Here is a 20181-nt window from a genome sequence, read left to right as displayed (position 1 = left end):
AGGTTACCGGGGTGTGGTGAGGGCCTTGGCGTGCGAGGCCGCTTCCGACGCCACCGCGCTGGCCCGCGCCGCGGCCTGCTCGCGCGCGTTGCTGACCCGCCAGGAGACCCCGGGCCGGCCCTCGTAGTCCGCCCCGGCGAGCAGCGCGGCGCCGGTGAAGGCGATGCTCCGGATGAACCGCTCGCGGCGCTCGCGCTTGACCTCGGGCGGGACCTTGCCGGCCTTGCGGACCGGCAGGCTCGCCGCGGCGATCGGCAGGGTGAGCCCGGCCAGCACGAAGGCCGCCGTCCGCGGCGCCCGGCCGAGTGCCAGGCCGAGGCCCGCGAGAGCGGTGAGCGCGCCGTGGGCGACCACGATGCTCCGCAGCTGGGAGTCGGTCAGGCGCTTGACGCTGCCGAGCTCGGTCGCGAGGGAGTCGACAGCGGGTCGCGCGAACGCGACGTGGACCGCCGGTCCCCGAACGGCGTCGACCCCCTGGGACACGAACCAGGTGGCAAGGAGCGGGCGGGCGAGCCGGCGGAGCAGCATCACAGGTGTTTCCCTCGGTCGGGTAGCGGGTGCTCGGAGTGGGGTGTTACAGCGCGCCGCCGGCGGCGGACGGGGCGTCGAGCGACTCCCCGCCGTCACCGACCTGCTCGCGGGCGATGTAGTTCTCGAGGTCGAACAGGTTGGTGCCGGCCCGCTGCGTGACCGTCAGGAGCGTGGACGCGGAGGCGACCTCCTCGACCTGCTCCTTGAGGAACCACAGCATGAACTGCTCGCCGAGCGGGTCGCCCTCGGTGCGCGCGGCCTGGAAGATCGCCTCGATCTGCGCGGTCACCTGCTTCTCCTGGGCGAGCGCGAGCGCGATCGGCTCGACGACGTCGGCGAAGTCGTTGCGCACCGCGTCGATCCCGGGGATGGAGATGGGCAGGTCCCGGTCGAGCATGTACTGCACGATCATCATCGCGTGGTTGCGCTCTTCGACGGCCTGGCGGTAGTAGTGCCGCGCGAGCTGGGGCAGGTCGGAGCGGTCGAACCAGACAGCGATCGCGATGTACTGCTGGTGGGCACCGAGCTCGTGCCCGACCTGTTCGCGCAGGAGCTGGAGGAATCGGGAGTCAGTCATACCGGCACGCTAGTCCCTCCGGTGTGCGAGAGCACGCGAGGAGCGGCGCGTCGGACCGTGGCGGGAATGGTCACCAGGGGTGCGAGGTTGAGACCGACATGAGCTGCGTCCTGGCGTCCCGCCCCACTACCGTCCCGACTCCTCTCGGCCAGACGCCGTGGGGCAAGCCTGGGGGAACCACCGGGATAGGCTCTTGGGCGATGACCGAGGACACGCACCGGGCCCCTGAGGCCGAGGACTCCGCCGCCCGCGTCGCACGCTTCGAGGCGGAGGCGCTGGTCTACCTGGACCAGCTCTACGCCGCTGCGCTGCGCATGACCCGGAACCCCGCCGACGCCGAGGATCTCGTCCAGGAGACCTTCACCAAGGCGTTCGCCGCGTTCCACCAGTACCGGCCGGGCACCAACCTCAAGGCGTGGCTGTACCGGATCCTCACCAACACGTTCATCAACACCTACCGCAAGAAGCAGCGCGAGCCGCTGCGCTCGGCGGCGGAGGAGATCGAGGACTGGCAGATCGCGCGCGCCGCGTCCCACACGTCGTCGGGCCTGCGCTCGGCCGAGGCGGAGGCGCTCGACCATCTGCCGGACTCCGACGTCAAGGACGCCCTGCAGCAGATCCCGGCGGACTTCCGGATCGCCGTCTACCTCGCCGACGTCGAGGGGTTCGCCTACAAGGAGATCGCCGAGATCATGGGCACGCCGATCGGCACCGTGATGTCTCGGTTGCACCGAGGCCGCCATCAGCTTCGTGACCTGCTCAGCGACTACGCACGCGGGCGCGGCCTCGTCGGAGCCGGCGAGAAGGAGGTCGGGTCATGAGCGCAGAAGAGTCGTCCCTGCACCCCGGCTCCGGCCAGCCCCTCGACGTGGTCGAGTGCCGCGAGGCGCTCGAGCGGCTGTCTGAGTTCCTGGACTCCGAGGTCACGGACACCGACGGCGACCGGATCCGCGAGCACCTCGCGGACTGCGAGCCCTGCCTGTCCGAGTACGACATCGAGGACCACATCAAGAAGCTCGTGAAGCGCTCGTGCAGCGAGTCCGCGCCGCGCGAGCTGCACGCGCGCATCCGCACCCAGCTGACGGTGCTGCGCGGCGATCTGCCGGGCTGACCAGCGGCAGAACTTCGATGGACATGCGTCGAGCCCGGTGCGAATCGCACCGGGCTCGTGGCATGTCGCACGGATCAGGCGTTGGGCCGGTTTCCGTGGTTCGCGCTGCTCTTCTTACGGGACCTCTTCTTGCGGGAACTCTTGCTCATGGTGTCTCCTCTACCGCTCGCCGGGGCCCCGGCGGGGTCGGCGGTGATTCCGGGTCGCACCAGGGTCCCACATCCGCGGCCAGGTCCCGAAATGCCCGGCGGGTCGCGGCCGACATCCCGGCACCGCGCCGGCGATGGTTCGGCAACGCTGCGGGGTCGTGCGTTCAAGTCCGGGCCGTGGTGCGCCGATGACGTCAGGGTGAGTGAGAACCCGCTGCTGTCCGTCATCCCGTTCCTGCACGCGCTGTCCAGCACCGGCGGGTCCGACCTGCACGTGAAGGTCGGCTCGGCGCCGCGCCTGCGCATCGATGGTCGGCTGCGCAAGCTTCAGGTCCGCAACCTGCTGCCGGCCGACACGCGGCACATGGTCACCGAGGTGCTCCCGGCCGACCTCGTCGAGTCGTTCGCGGAGACGCACGAGGCCGACTTCGCGTTCTCGCTGGCCGGCGTCGGGCGCTTCCGGGTGAACGCCTTCCAGGCGCGCGGAACCTGCGGGATCGTCTTCCGGCGGGTCGCGTCCGGGACGTCGACCCTCGTGGAGCTCGGGATCCCGGAGATCGTGGGCGAGCTGGCGCTGGAGCCGACCGGGCTGGTGCTGATCACCGGGCCGACCGGTTCGGGCAAGTCGACCACGCTGGCGTCGATGGTCGACCTCATCAACACGACTCGTGAGGTCAACATCGTCACGATCGAGGACCCGATCGAGTTCCTGCACCAGGACAAGAAGGCGATGGTCTCGCAGCGCGAGATCGGGCAGGACACCGCCGACTTCATGACGGCGCTGCGGGCCGCGATGCGCCAGGACCCCGACGTCATCCTCGTCGGTGAGATGCGCGACACCGAGACGGTCCGGGCCGCGATCGCCGCTGCCGAGACCGGCCACCTCGTGATGTCCACCCTGCACACGAGCGACGCGTCCGAGTCGATCAACCGCATCGTCGACTTCTTCCCGCCCTACGAGCAGAAGCAGGTCCGGATCGCGCTCGCGCAGTCGCTGCGTGGCATCGTCTCGCAGCGGCTCGTGCGCAAGGCGGACGGCAACGGACGACAGGCGGTGGTCGAGGTCATGGTGAACACCGGACGGACGGCCGAGGCGATCCTGGAGCCGGGCGACGCCCCGCCGATGGTCGACCTCATTCGTGACGGCGGCTACTACAAGATGCAGACCTTCGACCAGCACCTTCTCGCGCTGATCCGGGACGGCGCGGTGACCTTCGACGACGCGTGCGCGGTCGCGTCCAACCCGCAGGACCTCACGGTCGAGCTGCGGGCGGTCGGCCTCATCGCGTAGTCGTTCCTGAGGTGTCGGCCTCGTCTCACAGCGATGGGGGTTGTCGCCGGGCCGTTCGAGATCTATCGTGTCGAGAAACGCGATATATCTCGAGATGGGATCCGACGACATGAGCATCGACACCTGGGTCGTGACCGGCCCCCAGATCATCGAGGTCGACCAGCTGGACGCCCTGCGCGTCGGGCTCGTGCGGGGCCGCGTCGACGTCGTGGCCCGGGACGAGCCGGGCGCACGGATCGAGGTGCACTCGGTCGACGGCCGACCGCTCGAGGTGAGCCTGACCGGCGGTGAGCTGCGGGTCGGGTACGCCTTCACGCTGCGGGGCTGGGACAGCTTCCTGGACGACTTCCGCAACCTGCGGGACAAGGACACCGCCGACGTCCACATCGCCGTGCCGCGGCAGGTGGCGGTCCGGCTGGGCACGGTGGATGCGGAGGGCCTCCTGGCCGGGGTCCTGGCCGGCGCGTCGGTGTCGACCGTGTCGGGGTCGATCGTCACCGACGGCACCCGCGGGTCGGTCGTGGCGAAGTCGGTGTCGGGCGAGATCGTCGTCCGGGACCACGACGGCGACCTGCGCCTCAACTCGGTCTCGGGTGAGCTGACCGCGTCCGGCGCGCTGGCGCGCGTGGTGGCCAGCACGGTCTCCGGACCGATCACGCTGGACGTGTCGTCGCACGCCGCCTCGATCGTCGCCACGAGCGTCGCGGGTGACGTGACGATCCGGCTGCCGGCGGGGCGCGGCGTCACCATCTCGGCGCGCAGCCTGACCGGCCGCGTCGTCGTCGACGGGCACGAGCACAAGGGCCCGACGCCGGGGCAGACCAAGGTCGAGCTCACCACGGCCGACGGCGCGTGCTCGATCACGGCGAACACGGTGTCGGGCCACCTGACCGTGCTGCGTGGGCCGGTCGCCTGATGGCCCCCGTCTTCGCCTACGGCCAGCTGCGGCTGTACCTGCTGGCGCTGCTCGAGTCCGGCCCCAAGCACGGCTACGAGCTCATCACCGCCCTGTCCGACCGCACGGGCGGCATGTACCGGCCGAGCCCCGGCACGGTGTACCCGCGACTGGCCCGGCTCGAGGAGGAGGGGCTGGTGGAACGCACCGAGGACGGCCGCAAGGGCACCTATGCCCTGACCGACGCCGGCCGCAGCGAGGTCGCAGCCCGCCGCGGGGAGCTCGCCGCGCTCGAGGAGGACCTCGCCGAGACCGTCCGAGGGCTCGCCGAGCAGGTGCGCGACGACGTCCGGGGCTCGATGTCCGGGCTGCGCGCGGACCTCGCCGCCGCCGCCCAGGAGGCTCGGGCCCGCGCGGTCCCGGTGACCGGGTCGGCGGGAGCGGCCGGGGATGCCCGGACGACGGCGCACGTGCGCCGGATCGACGCCGAGGCGATGGTGCTGCGTTTCCGTGACGAGGTGCGCGCCGACCTGCGGCAGGCCGACGCGCGGGGCCGGATCGATGAGCTCACCGTCGAGACGATCCGCGCCGTGCTCGACAGCGCGCTCACGGCCGTTCGCGCGACGCTGCGCTGACGCGTCAGGCGGGGCTCTCCGGCAGCCCGAGCCACAGGTGCCAGCCGGTGTGCAGCACGAGCCACGCCATCATCCCGTAGCCGGCCTGACCGGGCAGCACACCGTCGCCCGCCGCGAGGTCGCCGAGCCACTGCTCGTGGGTCGCGAGCGGGGTGTACATGTCGACGAACGGCACGCGACGACGAGCCGCCACATCCGCGTAGGCCCCGGAGAGCTCGGCGATCTGGGCGCCGTCGTCGGCATGTCCCGGCGGCGGGCCGACGACGAAGGTCGGCACGCGTTGCGCATCCGCGACGTCGAGGATGTTCGCGAGGTTGAGGCGGCTGCGAGCGAGGGAGAGGCCGGCGGCGATATCGGCGCGGCCGAGAGCCACGATCAGCCGGTTGTCGGCCTCGGGGGAGAACCGGCGTGCTGCCTCGTCCTCCCAGCGGCCGGCGAGCGCCGTCGTGGTCTCCCCGGGGACCGCGAGCGTGAGGAACATGGCCGTCGGTTGCGCGTGCGTGCGTGCCGCGACCCGACCGACCCAGCCGATCCCCTTCGGATCACCGGCTCCCGCGGCCAGCTCGTCACCGATCACCGCAAGCCGTAGCGACAGCTCGCCCACGCCTCTCACCCCAGTCCGTCGTATGCCAACGGCACCCGGTGGGCGCCCGCACCAGTCTCCCGCGCGCGCGGCGTGTCATTGCGCCGACGCGCGGGCACGCGGGTGGGCGGCGGGATCAGGACAGGTGGGTGGCGGGTCAGGACAGGTGGGTGGCGGGGTCAGGACAGGTCGGCGGCGGGTCGGAACGGGTGGGCGGTGCGGTCAGAAGCCGGTGCGACGGTACGAGTCCGGCCCGCCGACGAACCAGGCCTCGTGGGACTGCGGCGGCTGGTTCGAGCCGTATCCGTCGGTGCGCACCGTGTCGATCAAGCGGGCGACCACGATGGCGAGAAGGGCGATACCGATGAGGATCCAGAGAAGTGTCATGGCAGAAAGTCTGTGATACTCGATAACCGGCCACTAGTGGCTGAACTGCCTCTATTCGGCTCTTTTCTGCCATACTGACCAGATGCTGACAAAGGTGGCCGCGATCATCCTGCCGGGCGTCGCCCCGTTCGAGCTCGGGGTCGTGTGCGAGGTGTTCGGGATCGACCGCCGAGACACGGGGGGACCAGACTTCGACTTCGCCGTCTGCGCGCAGAACCCGGGCCCGATCCCGACCGCGGTCGGGATCGACATCGTCGTCCAGCACGGGCTGGAGGCTGCCGCGACGGCCGACCTCGTCGTCGTCGTGCCGGCGGAGGGTGCTCAAGAAGGTGTTCCCGAGCCGGTCCTCGACGTCCTGCGTGCGGCCGAGGCCCGCGGGGCGTGGGTCCTGAGCCTGTGCAGCGCGGCGTTCGTGCTCGGGCACGCCGGACTGCTCGACGGCCGGCGCTGCACCACCCACTGGCTGCACGCCGACCGGCTCGCGGCCGTGTTCCCGACGGCGGTCGTCGACCCGGCGGTGCTGTACGTGGAGGACCGCCACGTGGTGACCGGCGCCGGGACGGCCGCGAGCATCGACGCATGCCTGCACCTCGTGCGGCGCGAGCTCGGGGCGGCGGCGGCCGCCGCGATCGCCCGCCGGATGGTCGTCCCGCCGCACCGCGACGGTGGTCAGTCGCAGTTCATCGACACGCCCCTGCCGCACGAGGGCGACACGCTCGCCCCGCTCCTGGTGTGGATGGTGGCGCACCTCGAAGCGGAGCTGAGCGTCCCGGACCTCGCGGTGCGGGCGATGATGTCCGAGCGCACGTTCGCCCGCCGCTTCCGCGCCGAGACCGGGACGACGCCGGCCGTCTGGGTCACGCGCCAGCGCCTGCTGCGCGCGCAGGAGCTGCTCGAACGCACCGACGTCGGGGTCGAGGAGGTCGCGAGCCGCAGCGGCTTTGCCACCTCCGCCGTCCTGCGTCACCACTTCGCCCGCACGCTCGGCACGAGCCCGCTCGCCTATCGGCGCGCGTTCGCGTCCCCGCCGGCGACGGTGCCCGCGGCCGATCCGGCCTGACCGGCCCGATCAGCCCGGCCTGACCCGACCGGCCCGGCTCGGCCCGATCAGCCCGGCCCGGCCTGACCCGACCGGCCCGACCGTCCGACCTCAGCGGGCGAAGGAGGCCCGGATCAGCTCGGCCTGCTCGGCCTGGTGCTTCTTCGCGGATCCCGTGGCGGGCGAGGCCGACGACGACCGTGCCACGACGCCCAGCGGGCGGTCGAGCAACGGCTGCGCGGTCATCGTCATGTGCGTCCAGGCGCCCTGGTTGCTCGGCTCCTCCTGGACCCAGATCAGCTCGGCCTGAGGGAACGGGGCGACCGCCTCCCGCAGGGCCTCGCCGGACAGCGGGTAGAGCTGTTCGAGCCGGACGATCGCCGTGCTCGTGTCGCCCGACTCGGTGCGGTGGGCGAGCAGGTCCCAGTACACCTTGCCCGAGCACAGCAGCACGCGATCGACGACGCGGTCCTGAGCCCCGGCGGCGATGTCGTCGCCGATCACCTCGCGGAACGTCCCGGAGGTGAAGTCCTCGACCGCCGACGACGCCGCCTTCAGGCGCAGCATCGACTTCGGGGTGAGCACGACGAGCGGGCGGCGCGGCCGGGCGTAGGCCTGGCGGCGCAGCAGGTGGAAGTACGACGCGGGCGTCGTCGGCGCCGCGACGGTCATGTTGTTCTCGGCGCACATCTGCAAGAACCGCTCCGGGCGCGCGGACGAGTGGTCCGGGCCCTGGCCCTCGAAACCGTGCGGGAGGAGCAGCACGACCGAGCTGCGCTGGGCCCACTTCTGCTCGGCCGACGAGATGAACTCGTCGATGATCGTCTGGGCGCCGCCGACGAAGTCGCCGAACTGCGCCTCCCACAGCACCAGGGCGTCGGGCCGCTCGACCGAGTAGCCGTACTCGAAGCCGAGTGCGGCGTACTCGCTCAGGGAGGAGTCGTACACCCAGAACTTGGCCTGGTCGCCCGCCAGGTACAGCAGGGGGGTCCACTCGGCGCCCGTGCGGCGGTCGTGCATGACGGCGTGCCGCTGCACGAAGGTGCCGCGACGCGAGTCCTGACCCGCCAGGCGGACCGGGGTCCCCTCGATCAGCAACGAGCCGAAGGCGAGGATCTCGCCGTAGCCCCAGTCGACGTTTCCCTCGCGGGACATGAGCTCACGCTTGGCCAGCAGCTGCGCGAGCTTGGGGTGCACCGTGAAGCCCTCGGGCGGGGTCGTGTGCGCGCTGCCGATCCGTTCGAGGACCGACGCGTCCACCGCGGTCCGCCAGCCGATCATCGCGCCGGCGTCCTCGAGCTGGGCCTCCGGGCGTTCGAGCCCCGCGACGGGTTCGGTCGACGCCGGCGCGGTGTAGCCGCCCTCGCGGGTCTCGGTGAAGACCCGCTCGAGCTGGGCCTGGTAGTCCTTGAGGACGTGCTCGGCCTCGGCCAGCGTGATGTCGCCCCGGGCGACGAGCGCCTCGGTGTAGAGCTTGCGCACCGAGCGCTTCGCCTCGATGAGGTTGTACATCAGCGGCTGTGTCATCGACGGGTCGTCGCCCTCGTTGTGGCCGCGCCGGCGGTAGCAGATCATGTCGATGATCGCGTCGCGGTCGAACTGCTCGCGGAACGCGAACGCGAGCTCGGCCACCTGGACGCACGCCTCGGGGTCGTCCCCGTTGACGTGGAAGATCGGCACCTGCAGGCCCTTGGCGACGTCGGTCGCGTACAGCGTCGACCGCGACGAGCTCGACCCGGTCGTGAAGCCGACCTGGTTGTTGATGATGACGTGGATCGTGCCGCCCGTGCGGTAGCCGCGCAGCTGGGAGAGGTTGAGCGTCTCGACGACCACCCCCTGGCCGGCGAACGCGGCGTCGCCGTGCAGCAGGACCGGCAGGACGGAGAACCCGTCCCCGCCGAGGTCGATGCGGTCCTGCTTGGCGCGCACGATCCCTTCGAGCACCGGGTCGACGGCCTCGAGGTGGGAGGGGTTGGCCGCGAGGTAGACCTGCGTGGTCGCGCCGGACTCCGCGGTGAACTTGCCCTCGGTGCCGAGGTGGTACTTGACGTCGCCGGAGCCCTGGACCGACTTCGGGTCCTGGTTGCCCTCGAACTCGCTGAAGATCTGGCCGTAGCTCTTGCCCGCGATGTTCGCGAGCACGTTCAGCCGCCCGCGGTGGGCCATGCCGATGCCGACCTCGTCGAGGCCGTTGTCCGCGGCCTTGGACAGGATCGCGTCGAGCAGCGGGATGACCGCCTCGCCGCCCTCGAGCGAGAATCGCTTCTGGCCGACGTACTTGGTCTGCAGGAAGCTCTCGAACGCCTCGGCGGCGTTGAGGCGGCGCAGGATCCGCAGCTGGTCCTCGCGCGGCGTGCGTGCGTGGCCGGACTCGAGGCGCTCCTGCAGCCAGCGCCGCTGGCGCGGGTTGGCCAGGTGCATGTACTCCACGCCGATCGAGCGGCAGTAGGAGTCGCGCAGCAGGCCGAGCACCTCGCGCAGGCTCGCCCGGGCCTTGCCGCCGAACCCGCCGGTGGGGAACTGGCGGTCCAGGTCCCACAGCGTCAGGCCGTGGTTCTGCATGTCCAGGTCGGGGTGCTTGCGCTGGTGGTACGCGAGCGGGTCGGTGTCGGCCATGAGGTGGCCGCGCGACCGGTAGGAGTGGATCAGCTCGGCGATCCGCGCGGGCTTGCCGAGGTCCGCGTCGGAGTCCGACGACGGGTCCCGGACCCAGCGCACGGGCTCGTACGGCACCCGCAGCGAGGCGAACAGCCGGTCGTAGAAGCCGTCCTGACCGAGCAGCTTGATGCCGACGATCCGCAGGAAGTCGCCGGACTGCGCCCCCTGGATGATCCGGTGGTCGTAGGTCGAGGTGATCGTGAGCACCTTCGACACGCCCATGCGGTTGAGCTGCTCCTCGGAGGTCCCCGCGAACTCGGCGGGGTAGTCCATCGCGCCGACGCCGATGATCGCGCCCTGGCCCGCCATCAGGCGCGGGACCGAGTGCACGGTGCCGATCGTGCCGGGGTTCGTCAGCGTCAGCGTGGTGCCGGCGAAGTCGGTGACCGTGAGCTTGTTCCCGCGGGCGCGACGCACGACGTCCTCGTACGCGGCCCAGAACTGGGCGAAGTCCATCTCGTCGGTGTGCTTGATGCTGGGCACCAGCAGCTGGCGCGTGCCGTCCGGCTTGGCCAGGTCGATCGCGAGCCCGAGGTTGACGTGCGCCGGGCTGACGATGGACGGCTTGTCGTCCACGAGCGCGTAGCCCGAGTTCATCGCCGGCATCTCGGCCAGCGCCTCGATCAGGGCGAACCCGATGATGTGCGTGAAGGAGACCTTGCCGCCGCGCGTGCGGACCAGGTGGTTGTTGATGACGATGCGGTTGTCGACGAGGAGCTTCGCCGGGATGGCGCGGACCGAGGTGGCCGTCGGGACGGCCAGGCTCGCCTCCATGTTCGTCACGACGCGGGCGGCGGGGCCACGCAGCCGGGTGACCGCGTCGGCGGCCTCGGGGGTGGTCTCGTCCTTCGGCAGCGTGGTGGCGAGGACCTCGGCGTACGGGGCGGTCGCGGGCCGTGCGGTCGCGACCGGCGGGGTGAGCAGATCGGCGTCGTCTTCGACGGGCTCGACGGGCTCGACAGCAGCAGCCGCCGCGGCCGGCGCCGCAGGCGCGACAGCCGCCGCGGGCACCGGCGTCCGCGGCGGTGCCACCTGCGCGGGGGCGACCGCCTCGACCGAAGCCGTGCTGGCGGTGTCGGCGGGAGTCACCGCCGCGGCGGCGAACTCCGGCGGCTGGCCGTTCTCGCTCTCGACAAGGTCGGACGTGTCCGCGGCCTTGTAGTCCTGGAAGAACTCCCACCACGCCGGGTCGACTGAGTTCTTGTCCTTGATGTACTGCTCGTACAGCTCATCGACGAGCCATTCGTTGGCACCGAACTCGGCGCGGATCGAGTCCGCCTCGGATTTCTGGGACACGTAACGTTCGCCCGCTTCCGTCGCGGCACACCCACCGCTTCGTTGGATCAAATGTTGGCTTCGACCCTATGTCACCTTCTCGGCAGGGGACGAGTCCGTCCGGGTCGCCGACGGCGACCGTGATGCGATCGTGCTGCGAGTGCTGACCTTGGCAAATGTCCGGTCATCGGTGACCCGATTTCGGCTCAAGAGCGGGTGGTCCGCAACCCGGGTCAGGTGATGTCGCGGCGCAGCGTGGTGACGCGACCGACGACCGCGAACAGCACCGCGTACCCGAGCAGGACGGCGAATCCCTGCCAGGAGGTCAGCAGCCCGGCGGCCATGCCGGAGTCCGCGTAGAACGAGCTCCCGGTGATCGCCTCGCCGGCCGCGCCGGGCAGGTATTTCGACATCCCCTCCGACCAGTCGAACTGACCGCCGGCGATGCGCAGGATCGGCTCGACGAACTGGGTGAACGCGAGCACGACGACGATCACGGCGACCTGGTTGGTCAGCAGCGTCCCGAACCCGACCCCGACCACGGTCCACACGGTCAGGGCGACGACCGACAGCCAGGCGCTTCGCACCACGATCGGGTCGGACAGGTACGTCGGTTCACCCATCAGCGCGAGCACCCCGGCACCGGCCCCGACCGTCGAGACGGTCCCGACGATCCCGAAGAGCAGGCCGACCACGACGGACGACAGCATCTTCGCCGCGAGGAACACCGTGCGGCGCGGCTCGGCGAGCAGGGTGGGCGTGATGGTCTGGTGGCGGAACTCGCTGGTCATGGCCAGGGCGCCCACGATCACAGGGAACACGTAGCCGAGCGACGTCGCGAGCGTGTAGATGGTCCGGGCCACGGACTCGGGCGTCATCGGGGCTGCCTCGACCCCGGGCGCGCCCCCGGTCATCGAACCCGGGTCCTGCGTCAGGGCGAACGCCATGATCCCCGCCAGGAACGCCATGTAGGCGGCCATGGAGGCCAGCAGGATCCACCACAGGCGGGTCGTGACGAGCTTGCGGTACTCGGTGCGCAGTGCGGCGGTCATCGGACCACTCCCTCGAGGCGCGGTTCGGCAACGCCGGGGATGGCGCCCTCGCCCACCAGCCGGAGGAAGGTGTCCTCGAGCCCGACGTCGCGCGGCGTCAGCTCGTGCAGCTCGAGCCCGGCGGCGAAGGCGCGCGCGCCGATCTCGGCCGCGGTGACGCGGTGCAGCACGGCCACGCCCGGCCGGGTGGAGGCGGCCGGCTCGAGCCGGTCGGCCCAACCGGCCAGCTCGATGAGCCGCGTCAGACCGGCGGCGTCGGGCGACGCGATCCGCACGCTGGGCTCGGCCAGCGCCGCGAGCGCGGCGAGCGACGAGGAGTGCACGAGGGCGCCCCGGGCGATGATGACGACGTCGTCCACGGTCTGCTCGACCTCCGAGAGCACGTGGCTGGAGACGAGCACCGTGCGCCCCTCGGCGGCCAGGTGCCGCAGCAGCCCGCGCAGCCACGCGATGCCCTCGGGGTCCAGACCGTTGGCGGGCTCGTCGAGCAGGAGCACCTGCGGGTCGCCGAGCAGCGTCGTGGCGAGCGCGAGGCGTTGGCGCATGCCGAGCGAGAAGCCACCGGCCCGGCGGTTCGCGACCGGGCCCAGCCCCACGAAGTCGAGCACCTCACGGCACCGCGCGTCGCTGACCCCGGCCTGCGGGGCGTAGACCCGCAGGTGGTCCAGCGCGGTACGCCCGGGATGAAAGCTCGCCGCCTCCAGTGCCGCCCCGACCGTGCGCATCGGCTGGGTGAAGTGCGCGTACGTCGACCCGCCGATCGTCGCCGTGCCGGCCGTCGCGCGCACCAGGCCGAGCAGGATGCGCAGCGTCGTCGTCTTGCCCGCGCCGTTGGGGCCGAGGAACCCTGTGACCCGGCCCGGCCGCACGGTGAACGACAGGTCGTCCACGGCGAGCACGGGGCCGAACCGCTTGGTCAGGTGGTCGATCACGATCACGCCGTCGGCGGTGACGGTGGCTGGTGGGGTGAGCGCGGTCACGCGTCGCCTGTCTCTCGGTAGGGGGTCACCCCGGTGGGTGGTCCCGAGGGCGGGTGGTGCATCGGCAAGGTCAGACGCATTGTGCACCCGGTCGGGGTGTCCGCGACCTCGATCGTCCCGCCGTGCAGCCCGACGGCCCAGCGCACGATCGCGAGCCCGATGCCGGTGCCTCCGGTCGGGACCTGCCCCGTCTGGGCCTGGGAGTTGCCGCGGGCGAACCGTTCGAAGGCCACCTGGCGCTGGGCCGGGGCGATCCCGGGCCCCAGGTCGATGACCTCGATGACGACGATCTCCCCGTGCTGGGTCGCGACGAGGATGATCTCCTCGTCGGCGGGGGAGTGCCGCACGGCGTTGTGCAGCAGGTTGGCGATGACCTGGTGCAGCCGTTCGGCGTCGGCCCGGATGACGAGGTCGGGCGGGGTGACCTTGACCCGGAAGACGAGCATCTTGGCGGTGCCGACGAGCGAGGCGCGGTCGGCGGCCTCCCGCAGGAAGTCCCGCAGCGGGACGTCGGACAGGTCGAGCCCCACCGCGCCGGCCTCGACGCGGGACAGATCGAGCAGGTAGGTCACGAGCCGGCCCAGGCGTTCGGTCTGGGCGAGCGCCACCTTCATCGAGGCCGGGTCGGCCTCGGTGACGCCGTCGACGATGTTCTCGAGCTGGGCCTGGAGCGCGGTCACCGGGGTGCGCAGCTCGTGCGACACGTTCGCGACCATCTCCCGGCGCAGCATGTCGGTGGTGCCGAGGTCTTCGGCCATGGTGTTGAATGTCGCGGCGAGCAGGCCGACCTCGTCGCGGCCCGTGGCGTGCACGCGCTGGGAGTAGTCACCGCCCGCCATCGCCTGCGCGGCCGCCGTCATCTCCCGCAGTGGCGCGGTCATGCGGCGCGCGAGCACCTGCGAGAGCGCGAGCGACAGGACCACCGCCACCGGCACCGAGACCGCCGGACCGAAGCCGTTGTTCAGGCCGAGCCACGTCAGCAGCGATCCGAACGTCGCGGTCACCGCGACGAGGAACCCGATCTTGGCCTGGATCGACCGCACCCGGTCGAGCGGGTGCACGTGGGGGAGGCGGTCCCGGACCGAGCTGCGGCCGTGACGGGGCGAGGTCGTCAATCCTCACCAGCAGGGACCGGGGGCTCGAACGCGTAGCCGACGCCGTGCACCGTGCGGATCAGATCGGCGCCCAGCTTGCGGCGCAGCGCCTTGACGTGCGAGTCGACCGTGCGGGTGCCGCTCGCGTCGACCCAGTCCCAGACCTCGGCCAGCAGGCGCTCGCGGGTGAGCACCGTGCGCGGGCTGCTCGCGAGCGTCACGAGCAGGTCGAACTCGGTCGGCGTCAGGTGGACCTCGTCGGCGCGCCACACCCGGCGCTGGGCGCGGTCGATCACCACGTCCCCGATCGTGATCGGTTCGCTGACCGGGTGGCCGGTCGCGCCTGCGTCGGCGGCGCGCAGCTCGCGCTCGGTCCGCCGCAGGAGGGCCTTCAAGCGCGCGACGAGCTCCCGCATCGAGAACGGCTTGGTCATGTAGTCGTCGGCGCCGACGCCCAGCCCGATCAGCATGTCCGTCTCGTCGTCGCGCGCGGTGAGCATCAGCACGGGCACGGCGCGGTCGGCCTGGATGCGCCGGCAGACCTCGAGCCCGTCGATCCCGGGCAGCATCACGTCGAGCACGACGAGACTGGGGTGCAGCCGGGCCGCCGCCTCGACCCCGGCGTACCCGTCGACGGCGATCTCGACCGTCCAGCCTTCGGACGCCAGTCGCTGGGCGACGGCCTGGGCGATGGCGGGCTCATCCTCGACGACAAGCACGACGACCCCCACCGGTCGCGTCCCAGACGGCACAGACATGCCCTAAGCCTGGCACAAGCCCCGCGCTCCGGGCTCCCGTATGATGACGAGCACAATGCCCAGCTCAAGTAGCGGCCGGCTGTGCCCCTCCGGGGGACACGTTGCCGGCCCCTCCACTGTCCTGATCTCCCCCCACCGTGACCGCACCGCGCACCGCGCGGAACGTCGTCGCGCCTGCGCTCGCCCGGGCGGTCCCGCGTGCTGACCGAATGGCTGCTCGTCGGGCTCGGCATCGTGCTCACCGTCGGCACGGCGTTGTTCGTCTCGAGCGAGTTCTCGCTGATCGCGCTCGACCCCGGGGTCGTCGAGAACACCCCCGGGCAGCGTGATCGCCGCGGGCAGTCCGTGCTCAAGGCGCTCGCGCACCTGTCGACCGAGCTGTCCGGTGCCCAGGTGGGGATCACGGTCACCACGATCCTGCTCGGGTACACGACGCAGCCGGCGGTGAACCGGCTGATCGGCTCACCGCTGCAGGACTCGCCGCTGGGCCGCACGGTCGGTGGGATCGTGGCCGCGGTGCTCGCGGTCGTGCTCGTCAACGGCTTCTCGATGCTGTTCGGCGAGCTCGTGCCGAAGAACTTCGCGATCAGCCACCCGCTGGGCACCGCGCGCACCGTCGCGCCCCTGCAGCGCGGCTTCACCACCGCGCTGCGCCCGCTCATCTCGCTGTTCAACAACACGGCCAACGCGGTGCTGCGCCGGTTCGGCGTCGAGCCCCGCGAGGGGTTGTCGGGCGGCCGCTCGCCGCAGGAGCTCGCCTCGCTCGTGCGTCGCTCGGCGGCGATCGGCACGCTCGACGAGGCCACCGCCATGCGGTTGACCAACACCATCAGCCTCGACGAGCTCACCGCGGTCGACGTGATGACGGACCGCATGCGCCTCGTCGTCGTGCGCCGGGACGAGACCGCGGCCGACGTCGTGGCACGCGCCCGGGAGTCGGGCCACTCCCGTTTCCCCGTGATCGACCGCTCGCCCGACGAGATCGTCGGCCTCGTGCACCTGCGCCGTGCGATCGCGGTGCCGTACGAGCGGCGCGGCGACGTGCCGGCGGCCGCGCTGATGGTCGACGCGCCGCGCGTGCCGGAGACGGTGGGCGTGGGACCGCTGCTCGTCGAGCTGCGCGAGTTCGGCATGCAGATGGCCGTGGTGGTCGACGAGTACGGCGGCACCTCCGGGGTCGTCACGTTCGAGGACGTCGTCGAGGAGCTCGTGGGTGAGGTGTCCGACGAGCACGACCCGCGGCGTGCGGGCACGTCCCGCCTGCCCGACGGCGGCTGGGTCGTCCCGGGCGACCTCCGTCCGGACGAGCTCACCGAGGTCACTGCGCTCGTCGTGCCCGACGACGGCCCGTACGAGACGCTCGGCGGGCTGGTGATGACGGTGCTCGGCCGGATCCCGGTGGTCGGGGACGAGATCGAGGTGCCGGGGGTGCGGCTGCGGATCGAGCAGATGGCCGGCCGCCGCGTCGAGCGGATCCGCGCGACCTCGACCGACCGCGCGACCTCGACCGACCGCCCGACCTCGACCGACCGCCCGACCGAGAACGACTCCGAGGCGACCTCATGAACAGTGGAACAGCGCTGCTGATCGCCTTCGTGCTCCTCGCGGCCAACGCGTTCTTCGTCGGCGCCGAGTTCGCGATCATCACCGCGCGGCGCAGCTCGATCGAGCCGCTCGCCGCGGCCGGCAACCTGCGGGCGCGCACCGTGCTGTACGCGATGGAGCACGTCTCCTTGATGCTCGCCTGCGCGCAGCTCGGGATCACGGTCTGCTCGACGAGCCTGGGCGTCGTCGCGGAGCCCGCCATCGCGCACCTGATCGAGGAGCCGCTCGTGGCCCTCGGGGTGAGCGCGGGCCTGGTCCACCCGATCTCGTTCGTCGTCGCGCTCGCCGTCGTCGTGTACCTGCACGTCGTGTTCGGCGAGATGGTGCCCAAGAACCTGTCGGTCGCCGGGCCGGAGCGTGCGGTCATGTGGTTCGGACCGCCGCTGGTGTGGATCGCGCGCGTGGTCGGGCCGCTGATCGGCGCGCTCAACTGGATCGCGAACCACGTGCTGCGCCTGTTCGGCGTCGAGCCCAAGGACGAGGTCGCCTCCGCGTTCACCGCGCAGGAGGTGCACTCGATCGTCGAGCGCTCGCAGGCCGAGGGGCTGCTCGACGACACCCAGGGGCTGCTCGCCGGGGCGATCGAGTTCTCCGACCGCACGGCCCGCGACGTCATGGTGCCCGTCGATCGGCTGATCACCGTCGCGGCGGGAGCCACCCCCGAGGAGGTCGAGCGGCTCGTGGCCCGGACCGGCTACAGCCGGTTCCCGGTGGCGGGGCTCACGGCGTCCGACCAGATCGCCGGGTACCTGCACCTCAAGGACGTGCTCTTCGCGAACGACGACGAGCGGTCCCAGCCGGTGCCCCCGTGGCGGATCCGCGGGTTGGCGTCGGTGACCCCCGAGGCCGAGGTCGAGGACGCGCTGGCCGCGATGCAGGCGTCCGGGTCGCACCTGGCCCGGGTCCAGGAGGACGGCCGTTGCGTCGGGGTGGTGTTTCTCGAGGACATTCTCGAGGAGCTCGTGGGCGAGGTACGCGATGCGATGCAGCGTGGGCAGTTCCACTGAGACGTATGTCACAGTGAGCGGCTCGCCCTGCGGGGGTGCGCCGACACGCCGTGCGACACGCGGGGAACGCTGGGTTTGCGTCGGCAGATTTCACCCGGTTCCGCGGAATGTCGGGGACAGGGATTTGGAAGCGATACCACGCCCCGTTATGGTTTCGTTACCGCCCCCAAGAAGGGTCCGGCTCCGCGCCGGTAACTGATGCAGCGGTCGTCGTCGTATTCGCTGATCGGTCAGCCGAGTCTCGGAGGTTCTGTGCGGCCTGAACGTGTGCTGTCGCCCGAGCCCGGCGTGCAGACCCGCCGTGAGCGACGCGACGCCGAGGAGGCCGGTCGTCGGCCCCGTGGGCGCACCTCCGGTTCCCGTTCAGACTCCCGATCCCGCTCGCGTGGCGCGCTGCCGCTCGCACTCCCGTCGCTCGCACTCCCGTCGGTCTCGCACCCGCGCCGCTGGCTCCCGCGCCTCGCGCTCCTGGGTGCGCTGATGGGCATCACCGTCGTCCTGCCGCTCACCGGCAACGTCTCACCCGGCAACGGCACGTTCGTCGCCGGCGCGAGCGCCGCCGCCGCCGAGGCGAACCTGCCCGCCACGATCGACGTGCTCGCCAACTCGACCGTCGACACCGTCCCGCCGCCCGCGATCGCCGCCAGCGCGGCCACGGCCACGCGGGCCGAGATCGCCGCCAGCCGGTCCGAGGTCCGCGACCCGCTCCCGGGGTGCGACGGCACGGTCCGGCCCGCCGGCGCGAACGGCCAGCTCAAGACCTCCGACCTGTGCACCCTCTGGGACGGCCAGCTGCAGCTGCGCGGCGACGCCGCCTCGTCCCTCGCCGAGCTCAACCTCGCCTTCAAGGCCCGGTTCTCGCGGGACCTGTGCGTGACCGATGCGTACCGCACGCTCGCGTCCCAGCGTGTGCTGAAGGCGACCAAGGGTGGCCTCGCCGCCGTCCCCGGCCGCAGCAACCACGGCTGGGGCCTGGCGATCGACCTCTGCTCGAACGAGACCAAGGGTGCAGGCTGGACCTGGCTCAAGGAGAACGGCGCCATCTACGGCTGGGAGAACCCGGCCTGGGCCCTGAGCGGCGGCAGCGGTCCGCACGAGCCGTGGCACTGGGAGTACACCCGCGGTGTCCAGGCCGACGGCGAGTACTACAACTCCTGACGCGAGGCTCGACGCGCGCCACGCCTGACGGCCGCGTTGTCCCGGACGGGCGCTCCGCGCCTGGCATTCGCATAGCCCGGACGGCGCTCCTCGCCTCCCGCACGTGCAACCCTGCCCTCGGTTTCCGGGTGGGCGCGTAGCCCCAAATCCCGATGCGCGGCAGATCTGCCGCGGGCGGCACCGGGCGGCGGGGCGACCTTCCGTCGCGCTCCTCGCCAACCGGTGCCCGCCCGCGCGGTGACCTCAGAGCAGCGTCGCGCCCCAGGTGACCGCGTGCTGCGCGCCGGGCGCGAGGTGGACCAGGCGGTCGCCGGTGCGGAACGCGTTCGCGATGCAGCTCATCGGTTCGGCGGCCAGGCCCGTGCGGCGCACGGCGAGGATCGAGAGCGCGTCACCCGTGCAGACCTGCCAGGTGTCCATGGAGTCGTCCATCCAGACCGCAGCGGTCCGGCCGTCCGGCGCGGCGAGCTGCATCCAGGACAGGCCCTCGGCGTCGCGGGTCGCATCGAGGTAGGCATCGTCGAGCACGACGCCGCGCAGCAGGCGGGGCGTGCGGAAGTCGGTGCGCTCGTCGACCGGCTCGGTGCCGGTGGGCAGCAGGCGCTCGTCGATCGTCACGTGCGTCGCGGCGTCGAGGCGCAGCGTGCAGTCGTCGAGCGAGGCGCCCGCGGGGGAGAGCCACGGGTGGAAGCCGACGCCGTAGGGCGCGGTGGTGTCGCCGTCGTTCGTCGCGACCGTCCGCACGCTCAGGCCGGCGTCGGACAAGGCGTAGGTGATCTCGATCCGCACGGGGAACGGGTAGCCGGGCGTGGGCACGAGGGCGACCGCGAGCGTGACGGCGTCGTCGTCGTGCGTGACGACGGTCCACCGCACCCAGCTGGCCAGGCCGTGCAGCGCGGTGCCGAGCTCGGGCTCGTTGATCGGGACCTGGTAGCCGACGCCCGCGTAGGTGTACTGGCCGTCCTCGAGGCGGTTGGGCCACGGCACCAGGACCGCGCCATGGCCGGCGGGGGGCATCTCGTGCTCGCCGAACGGGGTGACCACGTTGCGGCCGCCGACGGCGTATTCGCGCAGCGCCGCCCCCACCTCGGTGATCGTGGCGTGGTGGTCCCCGTGGGAGATCCGGTACTGGGCGCCCGACGGCGCGGTGGTAGTCACGAAGACACGGTAGGGGGTCGGGGACGGGTGGGAAACCGGGCCCGCGGCGCGACATCGCGCGCGCCGGGATCGGGCGGCCGGGCGGTGTCCGATCGGCGTGCAATGCACCGAGTTGGGTCAGGTGGGGTCGGCGACGAGGTGGGTGCGGGCGGTGTGGACGATGAGGGGGGTGCTGGTGGTGCGGGTCTGGGCGGTGCCGGTGATGGGGAGCCAGGTGGTGTGTCCGGCGACGAGGAAT

20 protein-coding genes are annotated in these 20181 nt (G+C 71.8%); 9 read left to right on the top strand and 11 right to left on the bottom strand.

Features of this window, described 5'->3' with window-relative positions; all coding sequences use genetic code 11:
- Positions 1-3 precede the first annotated feature (3 nt).
- A complete protein-coding gene (locus EUA98_RS14985; RefSeq protein ID WP_130103518.1) occupies positions 4-528 on the bottom strand; it encodes a DoxX family membrane protein in 525 nt (174 codons plus the stop codon).
- 46 nt (positions 529-574) lie between these two features.
- A complete protein-coding gene (locus EUA98_RS14980) occupies positions 575-1108 on the bottom strand; it encodes a ferritin (RefSeq protein ID WP_130103499.1) in 534 nt (177 codons plus the stop codon).
- Between the two features lie 200 nt (positions 1109-1308).
- Between EUA98_RS14980 and EUA98_RS14975 the strand changes: the two genes are divergently transcribed.
- Both EUA98_RS14975 and rsrA read left to right on the top strand, forming a co-directional pair.
- Positions 1309-1929 carry a sigma-70 family RNA polymerase sigma factor gene (locus EUA98_RS14975; protein ID WP_130103498.1) on the top strand — a complete coding sequence of 207 codons (621 nt, stop codon included), beginning with the start codon at positions 1309-1311 and terminating at the stop codon, positions 1927-1929.
- Entirely contained in the window at positions 1926-2219 is a 294-nt protein-coding gene (gene rsrA / locus EUA98_RS14970; RefSeq protein WP_130103497.1) for a mycothiol system anti-sigma-R factor, read from the top strand. The genes EUA98_RS14975 and rsrA overlap by 4 nt, the downstream gene beginning before the upstream one ends.
- Before the next feature lie 74 nt (positions 2220-2293).
- Here the strand turns inward: rsrA and EUA98_RS20655 are convergent, their stop codons facing one another.
- Positions 2294-2368 (bottom strand): 50S ribosomal protein bL37, encoded by a 75-nt coding sequence (locus EUA98_RS20655; RefSeq protein ID WP_407345783.1) that lies wholly within the window; start codon positions 2366-2368, stop codon positions 2294-2296.
- A 199-nt stretch (positions 2369-2567) separates the two neighbouring features.
- Here EUA98_RS20655 and EUA98_RS14965 point away from each other — a divergent pair, with 199 nt between their 5' ends.
- From EUA98_RS14965 to EUA98_RS14955, 3 genes are all read left to right on the top strand, one after another.
- Positions 2568-3659, top strand: coding sequence for a type IV pilus twitching motility protein PilT (locus EUA98_RS14965; protein WP_242511561.1), 1092 nt, complete (start codon positions 2568-2570; stop codon positions 3657-3659).
- Positions 3660-3768: 109 nt separating this feature from the next.
- Positions 3769-4575: a DUF4097 family beta strand repeat-containing protein gene (locus EUA98_RS14960; protein ID WP_130103495.1), complete on the top strand. Its 807-nt coding sequence runs from the start codon at positions 3769-3771 to the stop codon at positions 4573-4575.
- The gene (locus EUA98_RS14955) at positions 4575-5189 is read left to right on the top strand and encodes a PadR family transcriptional regulator (protein WP_130103494.1); all 615 of its coding nucleotides are present in this window, start codon (positions 4575-4577) and stop codon (positions 5187-5189) included. Before EUA98_RS14960 ends, EUA98_RS14955 begins: the two co-directional genes overlap by 1 nt.
- Positions 5190-5193: 4 nt before the next feature.
- On the opposite strand, the gene EUA98_RS14950 is transcribed toward EUA98_RS14955, so the two are convergent.
- On the bottom strand, positions 5194-5793 hold the full coding sequence (locus EUA98_RS14950; RefSeq protein ID WP_130103493.1) for a GDSL-type esterase/lipase family protein: 600 nt from the start codon (positions 5791-5793) through the stop codon (positions 5194-5196).
- A 201-nt stretch (positions 5794-5994) separates the two neighbouring features.
- On the bottom strand, positions 5995-6159 hold the full coding sequence (locus tag EUA98_RS19835; RefSeq protein ID WP_165372851.1) for a hypothetical protein: 165 nt from the start codon (positions 6157-6159) through the stop codon (positions 5995-5997).
- Between the two features lie 82 nt (positions 6160-6241).
- Here EUA98_RS19835 and EUA98_RS14945 point away from each other — a divergent pair, with 82 nt between their 5' ends.
- Positions 6242-7219 (top strand): GlxA family transcriptional regulator, encoded by a 978-nt coding sequence (locus tag EUA98_RS14945; protein ID WP_130103492.1) that lies wholly within the window; start codon positions 6242-6244, stop codon positions 7217-7219.
- Positions 7220-7309: 90 nt separating this feature from the next.
- Here the strand turns inward: EUA98_RS14945 and EUA98_RS14940 are convergent, their stop codons facing one another.
- From EUA98_RS14940 to EUA98_RS14920, 5 genes are all read right to left on the bottom strand, one after another.
- The gene (locus tag EUA98_RS14940; protein WP_130103491.1) at positions 7310-11152 is read right to left on the bottom strand and encodes a multifunctional oxoglutarate decarboxylase/oxoglutarate dehydrogenase thiamine pyrophosphate-binding subunit/dihydrolipoyllysine-residue succinyltransferase subunit; all 3843 of its coding nucleotides are present in this window, start codon (positions 11150-11152) and stop codon (positions 7310-7312) included.
- Between the two features lie 212 nt (positions 11153-11364).
- Complete coding sequence (locus EUA98_RS14935) at positions 11365-12183, bottom strand: ABC transporter permease (RefSeq protein WP_130103490.1); 819 nt, start codon at positions 12181-12183, stop codon at positions 11365-11367.
- A complete protein-coding gene (locus EUA98_RS14930; RefSeq protein WP_130103489.1) occupies positions 12180-13163 on the bottom strand; it encodes an ATP-binding cassette domain-containing protein in 984 nt (327 codons plus the stop codon). Before EUA98_RS14930 ends, EUA98_RS14935 begins: the two co-directional genes overlap by 4 nt.
- Positions 13160-14224, bottom strand: a complete 1065-nt coding sequence (locus EUA98_RS14925; RefSeq protein WP_242511559.1) for a HAMP domain-containing sensor histidine kinase — start codon at positions 14222-14224, stop codon at positions 13160-13162. Before EUA98_RS14925 ends, EUA98_RS14930 begins: the two co-directional genes overlap by 4 nt.
- 50 nt (positions 14225-14274) lie before the next feature.
- Positions 14275-15015: a response regulator transcription factor gene (locus EUA98_RS14920; protein WP_130103487.1), complete on the bottom strand. Its 741-nt coding sequence runs from the start codon at positions 15013-15015 to the stop codon at positions 14275-14277.
- Positions 15016-15213: 198 nt separating this feature from the next.
- Here EUA98_RS14920 and EUA98_RS14915 point away from each other — a divergent pair, with 198 nt between their 5' ends.
- The 3 genes from EUA98_RS14915 (at position 15214) to EUA98_RS14905 (ending at position 18785) form a co-directional block, all read left to right on the top strand.
- On the top strand, positions 15214-16581 hold the full coding sequence (locus EUA98_RS14915) for a hemolysin family protein (protein ID WP_130103486.1): 1368 nt from the start codon (positions 15214-15216) through the stop codon (positions 16579-16581).
- Positions 16578-17627: a hemolysin family protein gene (locus EUA98_RS14910; RefSeq protein ID WP_130103485.1), complete on the top strand. Its 1050-nt coding sequence runs from the start codon at positions 16578-16580 to the stop codon at positions 17625-17627. Before EUA98_RS14915 ends, EUA98_RS14910 begins: the two co-directional genes overlap by 4 nt.
- Before the next feature lie 252 nt (positions 17628-17879).
- A complete protein-coding gene (locus tag EUA98_RS14905) occupies positions 17880-18785 on the top strand; it encodes a M15 family metallopeptidase (RefSeq protein ID WP_165372850.1) in 906 nt (301 codons plus the stop codon).
- Positions 18786-19028: 243 nt separating this feature from the next.
- On the opposite strand, the gene EUA98_RS14900 is transcribed toward EUA98_RS14905, so the two are convergent.
- A complete protein-coding gene (locus EUA98_RS14900) occupies positions 19029-19943 on the bottom strand; it encodes an aldose 1-epimerase family protein (protein ID WP_130103483.1) in 915 nt (304 codons plus the stop codon).
- Positions 19944-20181 lie beyond the last annotated feature (238 nt).

Source organism: Pengzhenrongella frigida, assembly GCF_004168625.1.
Classification (GTDB): domain Bacteria; phylum Actinomycetota; class Actinomycetes; order Actinomycetales; family Cellulomonadaceae; genus Pengzhenrongella; species Pengzhenrongella frigida.
Note: the sequence above shows the minus strand (reverse complement) of the source record. Positions and strands in the feature narration are given on the sequence as shown.